The organism is Arenimonas metalli CF5-1 (assembly GCF_000747155.1).
In the GTDB taxonomy this organism is placed as follows: Bacteria; Pseudomonadota; Gammaproteobacteria; order Xanthomonadales; family Xanthomonadaceae; genus Arenimonas; species Arenimonas metalli.
This window is the reverse complement of record NZ_AVCK01000012.1, coordinates 138,759-159,677: the sequence shown is the minus strand read 5'-3', so window position 1 is coordinate 159,677 and position 20,919 is coordinate 138,759. Positions and strand designations below refer to the sequence as shown.

Here is a 20,919-nt window from a genome sequence, read left to right as displayed (position 1 = left end):
ATGATACCGCAGCGAACCCCTTGGAAGGGACTCCAGTCCCTCCCACGGGGGTTGGCGGCGCCGGCCTCAGCGGACCTCGGCCCGGAGGCGGAAGCTGCCGCTGCCGCCGCCGAAGGCGGCCGCGACGACCTCGTACTCGCCGGCCTCGAGCTCCAGCTCCAGGCGCGCGTTCGAGCCGCCGCCGCTGTCGTCGTCGCTGGCCAGCTCCTCGCCGTTGCGCTGGATCTTGAGCAGGCTGTCGAGGCCGTCCGACTCCATCGTCAGCACGTAGTTGGCCGTACCGGGCACCGACAGGCGATAGCGGCGCTGCTCGCCCTCCACCAGCGTGCCCTGCTGGGTCGAGCCGGGCGACAGCGCCAGGGACTCGCCGGCGGCGGGTTCGGCCCGCGCCTGCAGCTTGAACACGCCGGTGTTGTCGTCGCCCAGGTCGACCGCGCTCACCGTGTAATTGCCGGCCTCGAGCACCGTCACCAGGCGCGAGTCGGTGTCGTTGCCGCCGTCGTCGTCGCTCAGCTGCACGCCCTCGCCCTCGAGGTCGAGGCGGGTGTCGAAGTCATCGCTGCCCAGCGACAGCACCACGCGCGAGCGCTCGGCCAGCGCCAGCTGGTAGCGGGCCGGCTCGCCCTGCAGCATGCCGGTGACCTCACGGCCGACCGGCAGCTCGCCGCCCGACTGCAGGTCGCCCGGCGGCACGCCGTCGCGCTTGCGCACCGACAGCCGGTACAGGCCGCCGCTGCCGCCGAGGTGGCCCAGCGCCAGCTGGTAGTCGCCGGCGGCCAGGTAGGTGGTGATGCGGGCATCGGTGCCCTCGCCGTCGTCGTCGCTCTCGCGCGAAACGTCCGGGCCCTCGAGGCCCAGGGTGGCGTCGAACTCGCTCGAGCGCAGGTCGATCTGGTAGCGCCCGGCCTCGGTGATCTTCAGCGCCAGCGACTTCTCCCCGCCGAGCAGGCCGGTGACCTCGTCGCCGGCCACCAGCCCGCGGTCTTCGTCCAGCGCCAGCGCCGACAGCGACACGCGGTAGGGGCCGAAGTGGCCGGGCTCACGGCCGCTGAGCGCCAGCAGGTAGCGCCCGTCCTCGGGGCTGACGCGCGAACGGGACTGCACCTGGCGGCCGTCCTGCTCGGTGCAGTTGCCGTCGCCGGCGGACTGCAGCACCGGGCGGCCTTCCGAATCGATCGCGTACAGCGACAGGCGGCCGCAGAACGCGGCGGCGGCCTCGATCACCACGGCCTCGCCGGCCTCCATCTCGAACGCGAACAGCGCGGTGCGGGTGCCGTCGCCATAGTTCACCCGGTCGCCCAGGGTGATCTCGCCGGTGACCGGCTTGCCGATCGCCAGCGAGGCCGGCTTGGGCTCGCCGTTGCCGCCCGAAAGCTGGCAGCCGCCCAGCGAAAGCGCGATGCCGACGGCGATCAGGAAAGAGGTGAGGCGGGTTGCTCGAATCACGGGTTCGTCCGGTGCGGGGGGTGGGCAAAGAGCGTGGCAGTCCGCGTGAATACTGACAAGTGGGATCGGGCTAGGCCGGCAGCCAGTGGCGCACGAGCAGTTGGATGCCGCGGCGGCCACCCCAGTCGTCGAGGTCGAGCTGGTAGGCGGCGTGGATCCGCGCCGGCATCGGCGCGCCGGTCCAGCCGCCAAACTGGATCGCCGACAGCGGTGCCCCGCCCTGCTCCGGCAGCAGGCTGAGCTTGAGATGGCGCGAGGCCACCGGGCGCGCCTGCAGCACCTTGAACACGCCGTCGAACACCGGCTCCGGGAAGCCCTGCCCCCACGGGCCGGCGAGCCGCAGCTGCTCGGCCAGCGGCCGGCCCAATTCGTCCACGCCCAGCTCGCCGTCGCTGTGCAGCTCGGACTGGAGCTGTTCCGGCGTCAGCATCGCCGCGACCTCGCGCTGCAGCGCGTCGCGGAAGCGTTCGAAATGCGCGGCCGGCAGGCTCAGGCCGGCCGCCATCGCGTGCCCGCCGAAGCGGCCGACCAGGCCGGGATGGCGCGCGTCCACCGCGGCCAGCGCGTCGCGGATGTGCAGTCCGGGGATCGAGCGCGCCGAGCCCTTAAGCTCCTCGCTGCCCGGTTCGGCCGGCGCGAACGCGAACACCGGGCGATGCATGCGGTCCTTGAGCCGCGAGGCCACCAGGCCGACCACGCCGGGATGCCAGGCCGGATCGAACAGGCACAGCGCCGCCGGCAGCGCACCGGCATCGAGCGGCACGGTCGCGACCAGCGCCTCGGCCTCGTCCACCATCTGCTGCTGCAACTCCTTGCGCTCGCCGTTGATGCGGTCGAGCACGCTGGCCAGTTCGTGGGCACGGGCCGTGTCGTCGCAGAGCAGGCATTCGATGCCCAGCGCCATGTCCTCGAGCCGGCCCGCGGCGTTGAGCCGCGGCGCGAGGCCGAATCCGATATCACCGGCGGTGAGCTGGGCCAGGTCGCGCCCGGCCAGTTCCGCCAGCGCGCGCAGGCCGGGCTGGCACTGGCCGTTGCGCAGGCGCTTGAGCCCGGCCGACACCAGCAGCCGGTTGTTGTAGTCCAGCGGCACGAGGTCGGCGACGGTGCCGACCGCGACCAGGTCGAGCAGGCAGGACAGGTCCGGGCCCTGCCCTTCGAATGCGCCGCCCGCACGCAGATGGCGGCGCAGCGCCAGCAACAGGTAGAACACCACGCCGACGCCGGCCAGCGCCTTGCTCGGGAACGCGTCGCCGGCGAGGTTGGGATTCACGATCACGTCGGCCGGCGGCAGCGCGTCGCCGGGCAGGTGGTGGTCGGTGACCAGCACCTGCCAGCCGCGCGCCTTGGCCGCGGCGATGCCGGCGTGGCAGGCGATGCCGCTGTCGACCGTGAGCACCAGGTCCGGCGCGACCGCGGCGAGGTCTTCGACCAGCGCCGGCGACAAGCCATAGCCGTGGGTCACGCGATGCGGCACCTGGTAGCTCACCCGGGTGGCGCCGAGCAGGCGCAGGCCGCGCACGGCGACCGCGGTGCCGGTGGCGCCGTCGCAGTCGAAGTCGCCGACCACGACGATGTGGCCATTCCCGGCGATCACTTCCGCCAGCAGCGCCGCGGCGCGATCCACCTGCCCCAGCGCGTCGGGCGGCAGCAGCCGCGCCAGCTTGAGCTCCCCCTCCTCCGGCGTGCGCACGCCGCGCGCGGCGTACACGCGCTGCAGCGCCGGCGCGACCGCGTCCGGCCAGGGGCCGTGGTCGGGGATCGCCCGGCGCAGGATCCGGATCGGCGCCGGCGTCACGCCAGCCGCGCCATCGGACGGCGCCAGAATCGCCAGCGCTGGCCGGCGCGCAGCAAGAAGCCGGCGCCATCGGCGAAGTCCAGCCGCATGGCCTCGCTGCCGAGGCCGGCCAGCGCGGGCTGCAGCCGTGACGCCACCGCGGCCCAGTCGCGCGCGCGGCGCAAATCGAGCAGCTGCGGGCCGTCGCCATTCGCGCCGATGCCGGCCAGCGCGGCCAGCGACAGCAGCTCGGCGTCCTCGCTGGCCACCGCGGCGAAGGGCGTGCGCACGTGGTCGGGCAGCCTGCCGGCGCCCCAGAAGCACAGGCTGTTCACCGGCGGCCTGCCGGCGGCGACGCGCGCCGCATTGACCGGATGGTTGTGCAGCAGTACCTGCGCCTCGTTGAGCAGCGCGCGCCAGCGGCGGCCCTCGGGGCCATCCGGCAGATGCGAGAACAGGTCGTCGCCCAGCACCGCCTCGGGCGGCGAGAACGCGGGGACGCGCGCTTCGATCGGCAGCGCCACGTACCAGCGCGACGGCGTCGGTGCCGACACCTGGAAGCCGGTGTCGCCGAACAGCGGCCGCAGCGGCGCGACGAGCGCGTCGGCCTCGGCCTGCGACAGCCCGAGTTCGCCGATGGCCAGCACGCGTGCGCCGGTCATGTCGGGCCGCACGTGCGCCGGGTCGGCGCGCAGCCACTGGTGCAGCACGGCGTCACCCGCGTCGCGCTGGCGGGTGATCGCGGCCATGGGCCAGCCGCGCGGCAACAGGTCGAAACAGCGCAGCAGTTGGGCGCGCTCCCCCGGCTCGGCGTCGGGCAACGCATCGGCGCGGGCCAGCGCGTTTCCGAAGGCCTCGCCCAGCGGCTGGCCGGCGAAGCGGCGGCGCTCGGGCAGCAGCACCGCCAGCGCCGGCACCGCCCCGGGCATCGCGGGCGCGGCCACGGCCTCAGCCCTCGTAGCGGACGGCGACGATGTCGAAATCGCGGGCGCCCGCGGGCGCCTGGATGGTGACCGTGTCGCCCTCGTGCTTGCCGATCAGCGCGCGCGCCAGCGGCGAGGAAATCGAGATCAGGCCCTGCTTGATGTCGGCTTCCAGGTCACCCACGATCTGGTAGGTCACCTCGTCGCCGCTGTCGCAGTCGGCCAGCTCGACGGTGGCGCCGAACACCACGCGGGTGCCGGCGTTGAGGCTGGCCACGTCGATCAGCTGGCAGTGCGAGAGCACGAACTCCAGCTCCTGGATCCGGCCCTCGATGAAGCCCTGCTGCTCGCGGGCCGCGTGGTACTCGGCGTTCTCCTTGAGGTCGCCGTGGGCGCGGGCCTCGGCGATCGCGGCGATCACCGCCGGGCGCTTCACCGACTTGAGCTCCTCGAGCTCGCCCCGCAGGCGCTGGGCGCCCTTCGTGGTCAGGGGTGCAATCATCCGTGGACTTCCTTGTGCAGTTCCTGCAGCGACCACACGCGCGGGTTGCCGCGGGTGTCGGTGGCGCGGATCAGGGCGCGCGCGCCCGGGATCGTGGTGGAGTAAGTGACGCGGTGCTGCAGCGCCTCGCGCCGGATCGAGAACGAGTCGGCGATCGCCTGCTTGCCCTCGGTGGTGTTGACGATGTAGCAGATCTCGCCGTTCTTGATCAGGTCGACGATGTGCGGGCGGCCCTCGATCACCTTGTTGATGCGCTCGCAGGCGATGCCCTGCTCCTGCAGGAACTTCGCGGTGCCTTCGGTGGCCACCAGCGTGTAGCCGCGCTCGATCAGGTCGTTGGCGACCGGCAGCAGGCGCTTCTTGTCCGGATCACGCACCGAGACGAAGGCCTTGCCCGGCATCGGCGCCTTGATGTTGGCGGCTTCCTCGGCGCGGCCGAAGGCCTCGGCGAAGGTGCGGCCGACGCCCATGACCTCGCCGGTCGAGCGCATCTCGGGGCCGAGGATCGGATCCACGCCCTGGAACTTGGCGAACGGGAAGATGGCTTCCTTCACCGAGAAGTAGTCCGGCACGATTTCCTTCGTGGCGCCCTGCTCGGCCAGCGTCTTGCCGGCCATGCAGCGCGCGGCGATCTTGGCCAGCGGGATGCCGATGGCCTTGGACACGAAAGGCACGGTGCGCGAGGCGCGCGGGTTCACTTCCAGCAGGTAGATGGTCTCGGCGCCGTCGCCGTCGGTCTGGATCGCGAACTGGGTGTTCATCAGGCCGACCACGTTCAGCGCGCGGGCCAGCTGGGCCACCTGCACGCGCAGCTTGTCCTGGGTCGCCTTCGACAGCGTGTACGGCGGCAGCGAGCACGAGGAATCGCCCGAGTGCACGCCGGCCTCCTCGATGTGCTCCATGATGCCGCCGATCAGTACGTTGCCCTCGCGGTCGGCGATGATGTCCACGTCCACCTCGACCGCGTTGTCGAGGAATCGGTCGAGCAGCACCGGCGAATCGTTCGAGACCTGCACCGCCTCGCGGATGTAGCGCGAGAGGTCGGCGTCGGAGTACACCACCTCCATCGCGCGGCCGCCGAGCACGTAGCTCGGGCGCACCACCAGCGGGTAGCCGATTTCGTTGGCCAGGGTGATGGCCTGCTCGGCGTTGCGGGCCGTGCGGTTGGGCGGCTGCACCAGGCCGACCTGCTCGACCAGCTTCTGGAAGCGCTCGCGGTCCTCGGCCAGGTCGATGCTGTCGGGCGAGGTGCCGATGATCGGCACGCCCGCGGCTTCCAGCGCGCGCGAGAGCTTGAGCGGGGTCTGGCCGCCGTACTGCACGATCACGCCCTTGGGCTTCTCGATCTCGACGATCTCGAGCACGTCCTCCAGCGTCACCGGCTCGAAGTACAGGCGGTCGGAGGTGTCGTAGTCGGTGGAAACCGTCTCGGGGTTGCAGTTGACCATGATGGTTTCATAGCCATCCTCGCGCAGCGCCAGCGAGGCGTGCACGCAGCAGTAGTCGAACTCGATGCCCTGGCCGATGCGGTTGGGGCCGCCGCCGAGCACCATGATCTTCTCGCGGCTGGTGGGCAGCGCCTCGCACTCGTCCTCGTAGGTCGAGTACAGGTAGGCGGTGGCGGTGGCGAACTCGGCCGCGCAGCTGTCCACGCGCTTGTAGACCGGGCGCACGCCGAAGGCGCGGCGCAGGGCGCGCACGGCGCTCTCGTCGGTGCCGGCCAGCTGGGCCAGGCGCGCGTCGGAGAAGCCCATGCGCTTGAGCGCGCGCAGGCGGGCGGCGTCGAGCCCGGCCAGGCCCGCGGCGGCGACTTCCTTCTCGGTCGAAATCAGCTCCTCGATCTGGTCGAGGAACCACGGGTCGATGAAGCTCAGGCCGTACACGTCTTCGACGCTGAGGCCGGCGCGGAAGGCCTCGGCGACCTGGAACAGGCGCTCCGGGCCCGGCTCCTTCAGCTCGCGTTTGATGCGCAGCAGGCCATCCTCGCCGTCGCCGGCGCAGCCGGTCGGGTCGAAGCCGACCTTGCCGGTCTCGAGGCCGCGCAGCGCCTTCTGCATGGATTCCTGGAACGTGCGGCCGATCGCCATCACCTCGCCCACCGACTTCATCTGGGTGGTCAGGCGGGCATCGGCGGCCGGGAACTTCTCGAAGGCGAAGCGCGGGATCTTGGTGACCACGTAGTCGATCGCCGGCTCGAACGAGGCCGGGGTGGCACCGCCGGTGATGTCGTTGCGCAGTTCGTCGAGCGTGTAGCCGACCGCCAGCTTGGCGGCGATCTTGGCGATCGGGAAGCCGGTGGCCTTCGAGGCCAGCGCCGAGGAACGCGACACGCGCGGGTTCATCTCGATCACGACCACGCGGCCGTTCTGGGCGTTGATGCCGAACTGCACGTTCGAGCCGCCGGTGTCCACGCCGATCTTGCGCAGCACCGCGATCGAGGCGTCGCGCAGGCGCTGGTACTCCTTGTCGGTGAGCGTCTGCGCCGGGGCGACAGTGATCGAGTCGCCGGTGTGCACGCCCATCGGGTCGAGATTCTCGATCGAGCAGACGATGATGCAGTTGTCGGCGGTGTCGCGCACCACCTCCATCTCGAATTCCTTCCAGCCCAGCACCGACTCCTCCACCAGCACTTCGCCGGTGGGCGAGAGCTCGAGGCCGCGGCTGACGATCTCCACCAGCTCCTCGCGGTTGTAGGCGATGCCGCCGCCGCTGCCGCCGAGCGTGAAGCTGGGGCGGATGATGGTCGGATAGCCGACGGTGGCCTGGATGCGGATGGCTTCGTCGAGCGAGCGCGCGACCTCGGCCTTGGGGCAGTCCAGCCCGATCTCGCGCATGGCGACGCGGAACAGCTCGCGGTCCTCGGCCATGCGGATCGCTTCGCGCTTGGCGCCGATCAGTTCGACGTTGTACTTGTCGAGCACGCCGGCGTCGGCGAGGTCGAGCGCGCAGTTGAGCGCGGTCTGGCCGCCCATGGTCGGCAGCAGCGCGTCCGGCTTTTCCTTGGCGATGATGCGCTCGACCGTGGCCGGGTTGATCGGCTCGATGTAGACGGCGTCGGCCATCTCCGGGTCGGTCATGATCGTGGCCGGGTTCGAGTTCACCAGCACCACCCGGTAGCCCTCGTCGCGCAGCGCCTTGCAGGCCTGGGCGCCGGAGTAATCGAACTCGCAGGCCTGGCCGATGACGATCGGGCCGGCGCCGATGATCAGGATGGTCTTGATGTCAGTGCGCTTGGGCATTTCGTCACTCTGGGAAGGCTTTGGATCGGGGAGGGCTGGGGCGTGCTTATTCGAACAGCACGTTGACGGGCACGTCGCAGTTCGACATCGCTTTCATCATGACCCGCGTGGCCAGGTCGGCACCGGCGTCCTCGCCGGCGGACTCGTTCTCCTCGGCGGACCGCTCGGCGGCGTAGGCGTTGCCGATGCCCAGCAGCTTACGGAGCCCGGTTTGGTCCGGCGCGGTCATCATCTGCATGAAGGCCGCCAGTTCCTCCGGGCTGGACTCGCCCATGATCGTCGCCTCGTCGACCGGCACGCCGCTGCGCTCCTGTTCGACGCCGGCCATCATCAACCGGCTCATCATTCTCGCGCCTCCATCCTCGAGCACGGCGATGTCCGCGTCGGCCTGGCCCGGGTTCTCGGCGACGTAGGCAACCACCTCGGTGCGCTTCATGCGGCGGTAGCCGGCTTCGCTGAGCTCGTCGCGCAGGCAGGCCAGCTGGCCTGCGCTAACCGCGCCCGGCTTCTCCTGCAGGGGCCAGTCGGAGCTGGTGGCGGCGAGCGTCTCGAAGATCTCGCCCATGGGCACGGTCTGGACCACCAGGTCGGTCAAGCGGGCGACCCGGTCGCCGGACGACTGGGCGAAGGCAGACAGGGCCGCGAGGCAGCCGGCGGCGGACAGCATCAGGGCGATCAGGCGGCGACGGGCGATGCGGGTCATGTCGGGTCCTCGGTCGGTGGTCTGGGGAGGCCGGCGGCTCAGCGGGCCGCCTGCATCAGGTCGATGAAACGGTCGAACAGGCCGGCGACGTCGCGCGGGCCCGGGCTGGCTTCCGGGTGGCCCTGGAAGCTGAACGCCGGCACGTCGGTGCGGGCGATGCCCTGGTTGGAACCGTCGAACAGCGAGCGGTGGGTGACGCGCAGGTTCGCCGGCAGCGTCGCCTCGTCCACCGCGAAGCCGTGGTTCTGGCTGGTGATCATCACGCGCTGGGTGTCGAGGTCGATCACCGGGTGGTTGGCACCGTGGTGGCCGAACTTCATCTTCAGCGTCTTGGCGCCCGAGGCCAGGCCCAGCAGCTGGTGGCCGAGGCAGATGCCAAACACCGGCACGCGCGCGGCGAGGATCTCGCGGATGGCGGCGATGGCGTAATCGCAGGGCTCCGGGTCGCCGGGGCCGTTGGACAGGAACACGCCGTCGGGCTTTTCGGCCAGCACCTGAGCGGCGGGCGTCTGCGCCGGCACCACGGTGACGCGGCAGCCGCGGTCGGCCAGCATGCGCAGGATGTTGCGCTTGACGCCGAAGTCGTAGGCGACGACGTGGAAGCGGGCATCCGGCCGGGCGAAGGCGTCGGTGTCGAGGTCGAGCGAGCCTTCGGTCCAGCTGTAGCGCTCGCGCGTGCAGACGTCCTTGGCCAGGTCCATGCCCTTGAGGCCGGGGAACTTGCGGGCCAGCTCGATCGCCTTCTCGCGGTCGATGCCCTCGCCCGCCATCAGGCAGCCGTTCTGGGCGCCGCGGTCGCGCAGCAGGCGCGTCAGCTTGCGGGTGTCAATGCCGGAAATGGCGACCACGCCGCGCGCGGCCAGCCACTCGGGCAGCGGCGCCTGGCTGCGCCAGTTGCTCGGGCGGCGCGGCACGTCGCGGACGATCAGGCCGGAGGCCCAGACCTTCTCGGCCTCGTCGTCCTGGGCGGTGAAGCCGGTGTTGCCGATGTGCGGATAGGTCAGCGTCACCAGCTGGCGGGCGTAGGAGGGGTCGGTGACGACCTCCTGGTAGCCGGTCATGGCGGTGTTGAACACTACTTCGCCGACGCTGGCGCCGGGCGCGCCTACGGAAACGCCCTCGAACACGGTGCCGTCTTCGAGAGCGAGGATTGCGGGTTGGGTCACGGGCTAATCGCCTTGCGATGGGGGAACCCGTTCGCTGGATGTGCGAGCACCCGCGGACAGGGGTTGACCGTGTCCGTACGGGCGAGGGTTCAGGCGAGCCGGAATTTTAGCGACACGGGCGGCAAAAGGGAAACGCCGCGGCCCCTGCCCCGGCTCAGCGCCCCGCGCCGGGCAGCATCAGGCGCCCGAACTCATGCCGCCCCGGGCCCAGCCGGGCCAGGCGCAGCGCGGCTTCCAGCGCCCCGCGGGCGAAGATGTCGCGGTTGGTGGCGCGGTGGATGAGCTCCAGCCGCTCGCCCGGGCCCGCCAGCTGGACGGTGTGCTCGCCGACGATGTCGCCGGCGCGCAGGCTGGCATAGGCCGGCCCGCGGCCGCGCCCGGCCGCCACCGCCGCGCCCAGCTGCAGGGCCGTGCCCGAGGGCGCATCTTTCTTGTGCACGTGGTGGGCCTCGACCACGTCGGCGTCCCAGCCCGGCAGCGCCGCGGCGGCCTGCCGCACCAGTTCGGCCAGCACGGCCACGCCGGCGCTGAAATTGGCGGCCCACAGCACCGGGATGCGCCGGCCGGCGGCATCCAGGGCCGCGAACTGATCGGCCGACAGCCCGGTGGTGCCGCTGACCAGGGCTGCGCCACGTTCCTGGCACAGGCCCAGGACCGCCTCAAAGCCCGCCGGCTGGCTGAAATCGATGGCCACGTCGAAGGGCGGTGCCTTGGCCAGCGCGTCGGCGGCCAGCACCGGCGTGTCGCGGGCTTCCTCCGGGGCGCGGCCACTGCCGGTGACGGCGGCGACCACGAACAGGCGGGCGTCCTCCGCGGCCAGGCGCAGCAGCGCGCGGCCCATGCGGCCGGAGGCACCATGGATGATCAATCGAACGGGTGTACTCATGCCGCCACGCTAGCCGATGCGCCCGGAGGCAGGCAATCGCCGGCGCGGGGCGCTGCGGGGCCGGGAATCGAACTGCTACGCTGCGCTGCACCCGAGCCGCCGAGACCCGCATGCCCCAGGCCAAGCCCGCCCCGCTCCGCTTGCCGCTGCTGGCCCTGGTGCTGCTGGCCGCGGCGCTCTGGCTCGCCGGCATCCTCGAACGCGCCGACAACGCCCTGGGCGACGTGACGCTGCGCTGGCATTCCACCGGGCGCGCACCGCCGGACGACATCGTGCTGGTCGCTATCGACCAGTACAGCCTCGAAGGCCTGGAGCAGCTTGCCGGCCCCTGGCCCTGGCCGCGCTCGGTGCACGGCGAGCTGATCGAAGGCCTGGCCCGCTGGCGTCCGAAAGCGGTGGCGTTCGACGTTCTATTCAACGAGCGCGACAGCTTCCAGCCCGACAACGACCGCGTGCTGCGCGAGATCGCGCTCACGCAGGACAATCTTTTCTTCCCGACCCAGCGCATGCCCGACGGAAACCCGCACCCGATGCACCTGCTGCCGCCTTCGCTTGGCGCGGTCCAGGTCAACCCGGCCTCGACCGAGCCGGCGCCAGTGCTGGTGCTTCCCCACGTGCTCGATGAGCGCAACTGGCAGGGCGGCCTGGTCAACTTCGAAGCCGACCCGGACGGCCTCGGGCGTCACTACCGGCTCTACGACGAAACCGGCGGCTGGCGCATCCCCTACATGGGCGCGAGCATCGCCCGCTTCAGCGGTGCGAACCTGCCCCCGGACCAGCGCATCCGCCTGAACTGGCACGGCCAGCCGCCGCGCACGATTTCCTATTCGGACCTGTTCGAGGACCTCGGCGCGCGCGAGCCGAAGATCGGGCCCACGCTGACCGGCCGCATCGTGGTCATCGGTGCCACCGCCACCGGCCTGAACGACATGCGGCCGACGCCGCTGACGGCGCAGACCGAAGGCGTGCTGGTACCGACCACCGCGCTGGCCAACCTGCTCGCCGGCGACTGGCTGCGCGACCTGCCCAGCCGCTGGCCGCTGGCCGGCCTGCTCGCGTTGGCGATCACGCTGGGCTTCCGGCGCCGGCTCAGTCCGCTGGCGCTCGGCCTCGGCCTGGGCGCGGCCACGCTGGCCGCGATGGCCGCCAGCTACGCGCTGCTCGGCGCCGAGCGCTACGCGCCGGTAGGCGCGGCGCTGCTGCTGGCGTGGCTCGCGTTCGGCATGTTCACCCTGCAGGCGCAGTGGCTGGAGCGGCGCGAGCGCGAGGCCACGATCGGCATCTTCGGGCGCTTCCTGGACCCGCGCGTCGTCGCCGGCCTGGTGGAAACCGGCGAGCTGGCCCGCGACCAGAAGCCGGTGGCGCGCGAAATCACGATCCTGTTCTCCGACATCCGCGGCTTCACCACGCTGTCTGAAACGCGCACGCCCGAGCAGGTGGTGCACCTGCTGAATCGCTACTTCTCGCGCCAGGTGGACGTGATCTTCCGGCACGGCGGCACGCTCGACAAATTCATCGGCGACGCGGTGATGGCCTTCTGGAACGCGCCCACCGATACACCGGGCCACGCCTCGCGCGCGGTGGCCGCGGCGATCGAGATGACCCAGGCGCTGGACGACTTCAAGCGCGAACTGGCGGCGGGCGGCGAAGGCCTCGGCGATTTCGACATCGGCATCGGCCTGCACACCGGGCCGGCCGTGGTCGGCTTCCTTGGCAGCGACTCGCGGATGGAGTACACCGCCATCGGCGACACCGTGAACCTGGCCAGCCGGATCGAGAGCGCCACCAAGGGCGTGGCCCGCGTGCTGGTTTCAGACGCCACCCGCACCGGCTGCGGCGGCGACGGCCAGGGCCTGAAGTTCATCCACCGCGGCCAGTTCCACGTCAAGGGACGGGAGCAGCCGGTGGAGCTGTACGAACCCATGCAAGACCCCACGCAACACTGATCGAGAGGATCGCCCATGAAACCGCTCCGCCCACCCCAATCCCCCCGGCCGCGCGTGTTGGCGCTGGCGCTGGCGGCCGCGCTCGCCGCCGGCGCCGTGATGGCCGAATCGGGCACCGTGCTCCGGGCCACCGAGCTGCGCAGCGAGCCGCTGGCCTCGGCCGATGTTATCGGCAAGCTGGCCGCGCAGCAGCCGGTCGAGATCACCGCGCGCCAGGGCGCGTGGGCCGGGCTGAAGACCGAGGACGGCCAGGAAGGCTGGGCCCGCATCCTCAACCTGCGCACCGGCGCGGGCCAGGGCAACGCCGGCAGCAGCGACCAGCTCGCCGCGGTGTTCAAGACCGGTTCGCGCGGCTCCTCGGTCGCCACGGCGGTCAAGGGCCTGTCGGCGGAAGAGCTGATGTCGGCCTCGGCCAACCACGCCGACGTCGCGCTGCTCGACGAGTACGCGGCCTCGCCGGGCGAGGCCAATGGCTTCGCCGCCGAAGTCCCGCTGGCCACCCACCAGGTGGCCTACCTCAAGGAAGAACGCAGCAGCCGCCGGAGGAACCGATGAACGCCCGTCTCCTGATCGCCGCCGCGCTCGCGCTGGCACTGTCCGCCCCGGCCGCCGGCTTCGGCCGCCTGGGCGACGCCGAGAACCTGCTGCGCATCGGCAAGCGCGCCGCCGAGGCCCAGAAGGACATCACCACCGAGGAAGAGATCGAGCTCGGCCGCGGCATCGCCGCGAACGTGTTCGGCGCCGCGCCGCTGGTGCGCGACGAGGCGCTGCAGCGCTACGTCAACCGCGTCGGCAGCTGGCTGGCGATGCACACCGAGCGGCCGGACCTGCCCTGGCGCTTCGGCGTCATCGACAGCTCGGACGTGAACGCGTTCGCGATGCCGGGCGGCACCATCGTCATCACCGCCGGCCTGTACGACCGCCTGCGCGACGAATCGGAGCTGGCCGCGGTGCTGGCGCACGAGATCTCGCACGTGGTCGAGAAGCACCAGGTCAAGGCGATCCAGAAGGCCATGGGCCAGGACTTCGCCAACGAGATGGCCAGCGAAGCCACGGGTCGCAGCGACAACGCGCTGGTGCGCCGCTTCGGTGGCAAGGCCTTCGCGGCCGGCACCCAGGTGCTGGCCCGCGGCCTGGACAAGCAGGACGAATACCAGGCCGATTCGCACGGCATGGTGATCGCCGCGCGCGCCGGCTACAACCCGTTCGCGATGGCCGGCGTGCTGCAGACGCTCGACGCCAGCGGCCCGCAGGACCGCGCGATGGCGCTGATGTTCTCCACGCACCCGACCGCGGCCAGCCGCCTCGAGATGCTGGAAGCCCGCGTGGGCACGAAGCTGGATGCCTACGCCGCGGCGCCGGCGCCGGATCGCATGTACCGCCCGCGCTGAGTCGTGCCAGCTGACTGGAAACGGAACGCCCGGCTTTTGGCCGGGCGTTTTTCGTGGTGACCGCTGGAGCGAGGAAATAGTGAAGAGGAGTTAGAAGGTAGTGGGAAGCAGGCTTTTACTAACTCCTAACTCCTCTCCACTATCTCCTTTTTCTTCCCTCACGAAGTCATTCGATCCCAGAACGCCTTGACGCCATCGAGGAAACCGCTGGACCGCGGCGAATGCCGCGCCCCGTGCTCGCCCTCGAAGGTCGCCTCGAATTCCTTGAGCAGATCGCGCTGGCGCGCCGTCAGGTTCACCGGCGTTTCCACCACCACGCGGCACAGCAGGTCGCCGTGGCTGTGGCTGCGCACCGACTTGACGCCCTTGCCGCGCAGGCGGAACTGCTTGCCGGTCTGGGTCTCGAGCGGCACCTTGATCAGGGCCTCGCCGTCGAGCGTGGGCACCACGATGTCGGCGCCCAGCGCCGCCTGCGAGAAGCGCACCGGCACTTCGCAGTAAAGGTCGTTGCCGTCGCGCTGGAAGATCGGGTGCTCGCGCACGCTCACTTCCACGTACAGGTCGCCCGGCGGACCGCCCGGGGGACCGGCCTCGCCTTCGCCGGAGAGGCGGATGCGGTCGCCGTTGTCGACGCCCGCGGGGATCTTGACCTGCAGCACCTTGTCTTCCTGCACGCGGCCGTTGCCGTGGCAGGTCTTGCAGGGCTTGGCGATGGTCTGGCCGCGGCCGCCGCAACTCGGGCAGGCCTGCTGCACCGCGAAGATGCCGCGCTGCATGCGCACCTGGCCGTGGCCCTGGCAGGTCTTGCAGCGCTCGGCCTTGCCGTCCTCGGCGCCGCTGCCGTCGCAGGGCCGGCAGGCCACCAGGGTGGGCACGTCGATGCGCTTCTCGACGCCGAACACGGCCTCCTCGAGGTCCAGTTCGATCACGTAGCGCAGGTCGGCGCCGCGGCGCGGGCCGCGCTGGCGGCCACCGCCGAAGATGTCGCCGAAGATGTCGCCGAAGATGTCGTTGACGTCGCCGAAGCCGGCGCCGCCGTTGCCGCCGCCCATGCCGTGCTCGAAGGCGCGGTGCCCGTGCTGGTCGTACATGCGGCGCTTGCCGCCGTCGGACAGCACCTCGTAGGCCTCTTTCGCCTCCTTGAAGGCGGCTTCGGCCGAGGCGTCGCCGGGGTTGCGGTCGGGGTGGTGCTTTTGGGCGGCGCGCCGGTAAGCCTTCTTCAGCTCGTCCTCGGTCGCGTTGCGGGCCACGCCCAGCACTTCGTAGTAGTCACGCTTGCTCATCGGAAATCCTGCTCAACCCCTGACAACAAAGCGCCCGCGCCCGCCGGAATCACCGGCCCGACGCGGGCAGCCAGCCCGCATGCCCGGAGGCATGCGGGACGGACGCATCACTTGCGGTCTTCGTCCTTGACCTCGGTGAACTCGGCATCCACCACGTCGTCGGCCTTGGCCGACGGACCCGCGTCGCCCGCGTCCTGCGGGCCCTGGTTGCCGGCCGCGGCCGCCGCGTACAGCGACTGCGCGGCCTGCTGCAGCGCGGTGGTCTTCGCCTCGATCTGGGCCTTGTCGTCGCCCTTCATCGCGGTCTCGAGCTCGGACAGCGCGGTCTCGATGCCGGCCAGCACGTCGCCGGCGACCTTCGAGCCGTGCTCGGTGACGGCGGTGCGGGTGGTGTGGATCAGGCCGTCGGCGGCGTTGCGGGCGGTCACCAGCTCGTGGAACTTCTTGTCCTCCTCGCGGTGCTGCTCGGCGTCGCGGACCATCTGCGCGATCTCTTCCTCGCTCAGGCCCGAACCGGCCTTGATCTCGACCTTCTGCTCCTTGCCGGTCTTCTTGTCCTTGGCCGACACGTGCAGGATGCCGTTGGCGTCGATGTCGAAGGACACCTCGACCTGCGGCATGCCGCGCGGCGCCGGCTCGATGCCGCTGAGGTCGAACTTGGCCAGCGACTTGTTGAAGCGGGCCTGCTCGCGCTCGCCCTGCAGCACGTGCACCGTCACCGCGGACTGGTTGTCCTCGGCGGTGGAGAAGGTCTGCGAGGCCTTGGTCGGGATGGTGGTGTTCTTCTCGATGATCTTGGTCATCACGCCGCCCAGGGTCTCGATGCCCAGGCTCAGCGGGGTGACGTCGAGCAGCAGCACGTCCTTGACGGTGCCGGCCAGCACGCCGCCCTGGATCGCGGCGCCGATGGCGACGGCCTCGTCCGGGTTCACGTCCTGGCGCGGATCCTTGCCGAAGAACTCGGCCACCGCGGCCTTCACCTTCGGCATGCGGGTCTGGCCGCCGACGAGGATGACGTCGCTGATGTCGCTGGCGCGCAGGCCGGCGTCATTGAGCGCGACGCGGCAGGGCTCGATGGTCTTCTTGACCAGGTCGTCCACCAGCGCCTCGAGCTTGGCCCGGGTCAGCTTGATGTTCAGGTGCTTCGGGCCCGAGGCATCGGCGGTGACGTACGGCAGGTTCACTTCGGTCTGCTGGTTCGAGGACAGCTCGATCTTGGCGCGCTCGGCGGCGTCCTTCAGACGCTGCAGGGCCAGCGGGTCGCGGCGCAGGTCGATGCCCTGCTCCTTGTTGAACTCCTCGACCAGGTAGTCGATGACGCGGGCGTCGAAGTCTTCGCCGCCGAGGAAGGTGTCGCCGTTGGTGGCCAGCACCTCGAACTGCTTCTCGCCGTCGATCTCGGCGATCTCGATGATCGAGACGTCGAAGGTGCCGCCGCCCAGGTCGTAGACCGCGATCTTGCGGTCGCCGCCCTTCTTGTCCATGCCATAGGCCAGCGCGGCCGCGGTCGGCTCGTTGATGATGCGCTTGACGTCGAGACCGGCGATGCGGCCGGCGTCCTTGGTGGCCTGGCGCTGGCTGTCGTTGAAGTAGGCCGGCACCGTGATCACGGCCTCGGTGACCGTCTCGCCCAGGTAGGCCTCGGCGGTCTTCTTCATCTTCTCGAGCACCTTGGCCGAGATTTCCTGCGGCGCCATCTTCTTGGCGTCGGCGGTGGCCACCCAGGCGTCGCCGTTCTCGTGCGCGACGATGCCGTAGGGCACCAGGTCGAGGTCCTTCTTCACTTCGGCGTCGGTGAACTTGCGGCCGATCAGGCGCTTCACCGCGTAGAAGGTGTTCTTGGGGTTGGTGACGGCCTGGCGCTTGGCCGAGGCGCCGACGATGACTTCGCCGTCCTTGGTGAAGGCGACGATGGACGGCGTGGTGCGGTCGCCTTCGGAATTCTCGATGACCTTGGCCACGCCGCCTTCCATGACCGACACGCAGCTGTTGGTGGTGCCGAGGTCGATGCCGATGATCTTGCCCATGGGGATGCTCCGTAATTTTTTGGTGTTGGCTGCGGCGTGGGCCGCGGATGGTTCTAAAGTGGGGCTGCGGGTCGGGCCTTCAAGTGGCCGTCACGCATTCATTCAGCGGCCACGACCACGAGGGCCGGGCGCAGCAGGCGGTCGTTGAGGGCGTAGCCCTTCTGGAACACCTGCACGACGGTGCCGGCCGCGTGGCCGGGCGAGGCGATCTGGCTGATGGCCTGGTGCCACTCGGGGTCGAAGGGCTTGCCGAGCGGATCGAGCTGGGCCAGGCCGTTGTCCTCGCCCACCTTCAGCAGCTGGCGCAGAGTGAGCTCGAGGCCATCCTTGAGCGGTCCGGTCTCGGCGCTGGCGGCCGTCAGGCCGGCGTCGAGGCTGTCGAGCACGGGCAGCAGCTGGGACAGCAGCTTCTCGTTGGCGAAACGGCGAGCCTGGTCGACATCGCGGGCCAGGCGCTTGCGCTGGTTGTCGAGTTCGGCGCGCTCGCGCAGGGCCTCCTCGCGCAGGCTGGCCATGGCGGCGCGCAGCTGCTCGAGCTCGTTGTCCAGGCCGTAGTCGTCTTCGGGCGCTTCCGCGCCCGGGGTCGGGTTCTCGTTATGCATGGTTTTCCACTGGCTTCCCCGCGCGGCCCGCGGGCTCGCCCAGCCTTATGGGGCCGGGGTTTCGGGATTCAAGGCGGCCCCGAGCAGGTCGGCGGTGGCCTGCACCATCGGGATCACGCGCTCGTAGGCCATGCGGGTCGGGCCGATCACGCCCAGCACGCCCAGCACCCGGCCGTTCGAGCCATAGGGCGCGGTCACCACGGTGCAGCCGTCCATCGAAGCCAGGCCGGTTTCCTCGCCGATGAACACGCGCACGCCCTGGGCATGGATGGTGCGCTCGAGCAGCTGCAGGATCTCGCGCTTGCGGGCGAAGGCCTCGAACAGCTCGCGCAGGCGGTCGAGGTCGGACAGTTCCTGCACCCCCATCAGCCGGGTCTGGCCGGCCAGCAGCATGTCGTCCTGGCCGCCCTCCCCCAACGCCTGCTCGGACAGCTCGACCGCGGCCGACAGCAGGCGCTCCATCTCGCTGCGGGTGTCGCGCAGGTCGCGCAGCAGCGTCGCCCGGATCTCCTTGAGGCTGCGGCCGGCGAAGTGGGCGTTGAGGAAGTTGGCGGTCTGCTCGAGCTCGGACGGGGTGTAGGCCCGGCGCGGGGTGATGATGCGGTTCTGCACCTCGTTGTCGGTGAACACCAGGATCACCAGCACCCGCTGACCGTCCAGCGGCACGAAATCGATGTGGCGGAAGGCGAACTGGCCGCGCTGCGGCACCGTGACCACGCCCACGAACTGGCTCATGGCCGACAGCAGCTCGGTGGTGTTCGAAAGCAGGGCCTGGGTGCCGGCGCCCGGCGCCAGGTTGGCGCGCATCTGGCTGAATTCGGCTTCCTGCACCGGCTTGACCTGCAGCAGGCTGTCCACGAACACCCGGTAACCCTGGGGCGTCGGGATGCGCCCGGCCGAGGCGTGCGGCGCCGCCACCAGGCCGATCTCCTCGAGGTCGGCCATGATGTTGCGGATGGTGGCGGGGCTCACGTCCAGGCCCGAGCTGCGCGCCAGCGTGCGCGAGCCCACCGGCTCGCCGTCCCGGATGTGCTGGGAAATCAGGGTGCGCAGCAGGTGGCGGGCGCGCGGGTCGAGGCTCAGGTCCATCCGCCATAGATAAGGCCGGGCGCCCGGGGGCGCAAGCGCGCGTTTCCTACCCGCCCGCGGGCGGCCTGCCGCTGGCCTTCGCGGCGGGGGCAGCTAAACCTCGGGGGATTCAGGCAAAATCGCCCGGCCCATGATCAGCCATCTCACGCTCAAGGATTTTGCCGTCGTCAGCGCCGCCGAACTGGCCTTCGGGCCCGGCATGACCGTGGTTTCCGGCGAAACCGGCGCCGGCAAGTCGCTGCTGGTGGACGCCCTGATGTGGCTCACCGGCGCCCGCGCCGACGCCGGCATCGTCCGCTTCGGCGCCGAGCGCGCCGAACTGGCCGCCGAATTCCGCCTCGACGACGCCCCCGCGGCGCTGGCCTGGCTGCGCGAGAACGAGCTCGACGACGGCGACGGCTGCCAGCTGCGCCGGGTCATCCGCGCCGACGGCGGCTCCCGCGCCTGGATCAACGGCCGCCCGGCCACCCTGGGCCAACTCTCGGAGCTGGGCCAGCGGCTGGTGGAAATCCACGGCCAGCACGAACACCAGGCCCTGCTAGACCGCGGCCAGCAGCTGGCCCTGCTCGACGCCTTCGGCCAGCACGGTGCCCGCCTCGGCGAGGTGCAGCGCCTGGCCCAGCAGTGGGCCGCGCTGGACCGCGAGCTGGCCGACCTGGCCCGCGCCGGCGACGTCGGCGAGCGCGTGGCCTGGCTTCAGCACCAGGTCGAGGAACTGGCCGCCGAATCGCTGGACCTCGCCGACCTCGAGGAACTGCAGGCTGCGCACCGCCGCCAGGCCAACGCCGCCGGGCTGCTGCAGGGCTGCGAATCCGCCCTCGCCCGCCTGGCCGGCGACGACGGCCTGTCGCTGGGCCGTGCCCTGCACCAGGTCGGCGCCGAGCTGGGCCGCCTCAGCGGCGACGAGCCGCGCCTGGCCGAGGTGGTTTCACTGATCGAATCGGCCGGCATCCAGCTGGCCGAAGCCGGCGCCGGCCTCGAGCGCATCCGCGACGATTTCGACCTCGATCCGGCCCGGCTGGCGCAGCTGGAAGACCGGCTCTCGCGACTGCATGAACTCGCCCGCAAGCACCGCGTGCCGCTGGACGGCCTCGCCGCCCGCCGCGATGCCCTGCAGGCCGAACTGGAAGGCCTGGCCGGCGCCACCGAGCGCGGCGAGCGCCTGGCCCGCGAGCTGGCCGCGGCCGCCCGCGCCTGGCAGGCCGCCGCCGCCGCCCTCACCCGCGACCGCGAGGCCGCCGGCCAGCGCCTCGGCGACAGCGTCGCCGCGCTGATGTCGGAGCTGGGCATGGGCGGCGGCGTCTTCAGCGTGCGGCTCGAACCGCTCGACAACCCGCGCCCCAGTCCGCAGGGCGCCGAGCGCTGCGAGTTCCTGGTCTCGGCCAATCCCGGCCAGCCGCCGCGCGCACTTCGCAAAGTCGCCTCCGGCGGCGAACTCGCCCGCATCAGCCTGGCCATCGAGGTCGCGGCCCTGGGCCTGGACGCGGTGCCGACCATGGTCTTCGACGAAGTGGACACCGGCATCGGCGGCGCCGTGGCCGAGGTCGTGGGCCAGAAGCTGCGGGCGCTGGGCGCCGAGCGCCAGGTGCTGTGCGTGACCCACCTGCCCCAGGTCGCGGCCCAGGGCCACCATCACTTCCAGGTCAGCAAGGCCGTGGCCGGCGACAGCACCCACAGCGCGGTCGTCCCGCTGGACGACAAGGCCCGCATCGAAGAACTGGCCCGCATGCTGGGCGGCGTCGAAATCACCAAGGAAGTCCGCGCCAACGCCCGCCAGATGCTCACCCGCGCGCAGCAGGCCTAGTCCGTTTTTGGCCACGGATGAACACAGATAAACACGGATAAAAGCGAACTAAAGACGTTTTTTCTCGTCTTTCGCTGTGCAGGTTCGCACTGGCGACTCTCAGGCCTAAATCGCTTTTGCCTTATCGGTGTTCATCTG

At 71.0% G+C, this 20,919-nt stretch carries 16 protein-coding genes; 4 read left to right on the top strand and 12 right to left on the bottom strand.

Annotation, left to right across the window (positions count from 1 at the left end; all coding sequences use genetic code 11):
• Positions 1-66: 66 nt before the first annotated feature.
• The 8 genes from N787_RS04405 to dapB form a co-directional block, all read right to left on the bottom strand.
• Positions 67-1,446 carry a hypothetical protein gene (locus N787_RS04405; RefSeq protein WP_034211013.1) on the bottom strand — a complete coding sequence of 460 codons (1,380 nt, stop codon included), beginning with the start codon at positions 1,444-1,446 and terminating at the stop codon, positions 67-69.
• A gap of 70 nt (positions 1,447-1,516) precedes the next feature.
• Entirely contained in the window at positions 1,517-3,241 is a 1,725-nt protein-coding gene (gene recJ / locus N787_RS04400) for a single-stranded-DNA-specific exonuclease RecJ (RefSeq protein ID WP_034211012.1), read from the bottom strand.
• The gene (locus tag N787_RS04395) at positions 3,238-4,137 is read right to left on the bottom strand and encodes a phosphoglycerate mutase (RefSeq protein WP_425387847.1); all 900 of its coding nucleotides are present in this window, start codon (positions 4,135-4,137) and stop codon (positions 3,238-3,240) included. Before N787_RS04395 ends, recJ begins: the two co-directional genes overlap by 4 nt.
• Before the next feature lie 31 nt (positions 4,138-4,168).
• Positions 4,169-4,645, bottom strand: a complete 477-nt coding sequence (gene greA, locus N787_RS04390; RefSeq protein ID WP_034211011.1) for a transcription elongation factor GreA — start codon at positions 4,643-4,645, stop codon at positions 4,169-4,171.
• Positions 4,642-7,884 (bottom strand): carbamoyl-phosphate synthase large subunit, encoded by a 3,243-nt coding sequence (gene carB / locus N787_RS04385; protein WP_034211010.1) that lies wholly within the window; start codon positions 7,882-7,884, stop codon positions 4,642-4,644. The genes greA and carB overlap by 4 nt, the downstream gene beginning before the upstream one ends.
• 46 nt (positions 7,885-7,930) lie before the next feature.
• Positions 7,931-8,587 (bottom strand): hypothetical protein, encoded by a 657-nt coding sequence (locus tag N787_RS04380; protein WP_034211009.1) that lies wholly within the window; start codon positions 8,585-8,587, stop codon positions 7,931-7,933.
• A 38-nt stretch (positions 8,588-8,625) separates the two neighbouring features.
• Positions 8,626-9,753, bottom strand: coding sequence for a glutamine-hydrolyzing carbamoyl-phosphate synthase small subunit (carA, locus tag N787_RS04375; protein ID WP_034211008.1), 1,128 nt, complete (start codon positions 9,751-9,753; stop codon positions 8,626-8,628).
• Positions 9,754-9,907: 154 nt separating this feature from the next.
• Positions 9,908-10,639: a 4-hydroxy-tetrahydrodipicolinate reductase gene (gene dapB / locus N787_RS04370; RefSeq protein WP_084590616.1), complete on the bottom strand. Its 732-nt coding sequence runs from the start codon at positions 10,637-10,639 to the stop codon at positions 9,908-9,910.
• 110 nt (positions 10,640-10,749) lie between these two features.
• Between dapB and N787_RS04365 the strand changes: the two genes are divergently transcribed.
• From N787_RS04365 to N787_RS04355, 3 genes are read left to right on the top strand one after another with little or no spacing between them, the layout of a single operon-like run.
• A complete protein-coding gene (locus N787_RS04365; RefSeq protein ID WP_052575122.1) occupies positions 10,750-12,585 on the top strand; it encodes an adenylate/guanylate cyclase domain-containing protein in 1,836 nt (611 codons plus the stop codon).
• Positions 12,586-12,600: 15 nt separating this feature from the next.
• Positions 12,601-13,140, top strand: a complete 540-nt coding sequence (locus tag N787_RS04360; protein WP_084590615.1) for an SH3 domain-containing protein — start codon at positions 12,601-12,603, stop codon at positions 13,138-13,140.
• Complete coding sequence (locus N787_RS04355) at positions 13,137-13,976, top strand: M48 family metalloprotease (RefSeq protein ID WP_052575120.1); 840 nt, start codon at positions 13,137-13,139, stop codon at positions 13,974-13,976. The genes N787_RS04360 and N787_RS04355 overlap by 4 nt, the downstream gene beginning before the upstream one ends.
• Positions 13,977-14,134: 158 nt before the next feature.
• Here N787_RS04355 and dnaJ read toward each other — a convergent pair whose 3' ends face one another.
• From dnaJ to hrcA, 4 genes are all read right to left on the bottom strand, one after another.
• Positions 14,135-15,259, bottom strand: a complete 1,125-nt coding sequence (dnaJ, locus tag N787_RS04350; protein ID WP_034211006.1) for a molecular chaperone DnaJ — start codon at positions 15,257-15,259, stop codon at positions 14,135-14,137.
• Positions 15,260-15,366: 107 nt separating this feature from the next.
• Positions 15,367-17,286: a molecular chaperone DnaK gene (gene dnaK / locus N787_RS04345; RefSeq protein WP_034211005.1), complete on the bottom strand. Its 1,920-nt coding sequence runs from the start codon at positions 17,284-17,286 to the stop codon at positions 15,367-15,369.
• A 98-nt stretch (positions 17,287-17,384) separates the two neighbouring features.
• Positions 17,385-17,888: a nucleotide exchange factor GrpE gene (grpE, locus tag N787_RS04340; protein WP_034211004.1), complete on the bottom strand. Its 504-nt coding sequence runs from the start codon at positions 17,886-17,888 to the stop codon at positions 17,385-17,387.
• Positions 17,889-17,933: 45 nt separating this feature from the next.
• Complete coding sequence (gene hrcA / locus N787_RS04335) at positions 17,934-18,977, bottom strand: heat-inducible transcriptional repressor HrcA (protein ID WP_034211003.1); 1,044 nt, start codon at positions 18,975-18,977, stop codon at positions 17,934-17,936.
• Between the two features lie 130 nt (positions 18,978-19,107).
• On the opposite strand from hrcA, the gene recN reads away from it, so the two are divergent.
• Complete coding sequence (gene recN, locus N787_RS04330; protein WP_034211002.1) at positions 19,108-20,781, top strand: DNA repair protein RecN; 1,674 nt, start codon at positions 19,108-19,110, stop codon at positions 20,779-20,781.
• The last annotated feature ends 138 nt before the right edge of the window (positions 20,782-20,919 follow it).

What these genes read in the sequence shown, in the direction of transcription:
- greA (WP_034211011.1), bottom strand. Translation starts at nt 4,645, where the DNA reads ATGATTGCACCCCTGACCACGAAGGGCGCCCAGCGCCTGCGGGGCGAG.
- carB (WP_034211010.1), bottom strand. Translation starts at nt 7,884, where the DNA reads ATGCCCAAGCGCACTGACATCAAGACCATCCTGATCATCGGCGCCGGC.
- N787_RS04380 (WP_034211009.1), bottom strand. Translation starts at nt 8,587, where the DNA reads ATGACCCGCATCGCCCGTCGCCGCCTGATCGCCCTGATGCTGTCCGCC.
- dapB (WP_084590616.1), bottom strand. Translation starts at nt 10,639, where the DNA reads ATGAGTACACCCGTTCGATTGATCATCCATGGTGCCTCCGGCCGCATG.
- N787_RS04365 (WP_052575122.1), top strand. Translation starts at nt 10,750, where the DNA reads ATGCCCCAGGCCAAGCCCGCCCCGCTCCGCTTGCCGCTGCTGGCCCTG.
- N787_RS04360 (WP_084590615.1), top strand. Translation starts at nt 12,601, where the DNA reads ATGAAACCGCTCCGCCCACCCCAATCCCCCCGGCCGCGCGTGTTGGCG.
- N787_RS04355 (WP_052575120.1), top strand. Translation starts at nt 13,137, where the DNA reads ATGAACGCCCGTCTCCTGATCGCCGCCGCGCTCGCGCTGGCACTGTCC.
- dnaJ (WP_034211006.1), bottom strand. Translation starts at nt 15,259, where the DNA reads ATGAGCAAGCGTGACTACTACGAAGTGCTGGGCGTGGCCCGCAACGCG.
- dnaK (WP_034211005.1), bottom strand. Translation starts at nt 17,286, where the DNA reads ATGGGCAAGATCATCGGCATCGACCTCGGCACCACCAACAGCTGCGTG.
- grpE (WP_034211004.1), bottom strand. Translation starts at nt 17,888, where the DNA reads ATGCATAACGAGAACCCGACCCCGGGCGCGGAAGCGCCCGAAGACGAC.
- hrcA (WP_034211003.1), bottom strand. Translation starts at nt 18,977, where the DNA reads ATGGACCTGAGCCTCGACCCGCGCGCCCGCCACCTGCTGCGCACCCTG.
- recN (WP_034211002.1), top strand. Translation starts at nt 19,108, where the DNA reads ATGATCAGCCATCTCACGCTCAAGGATTTTGCCGTCGTCAGCGCCGCC.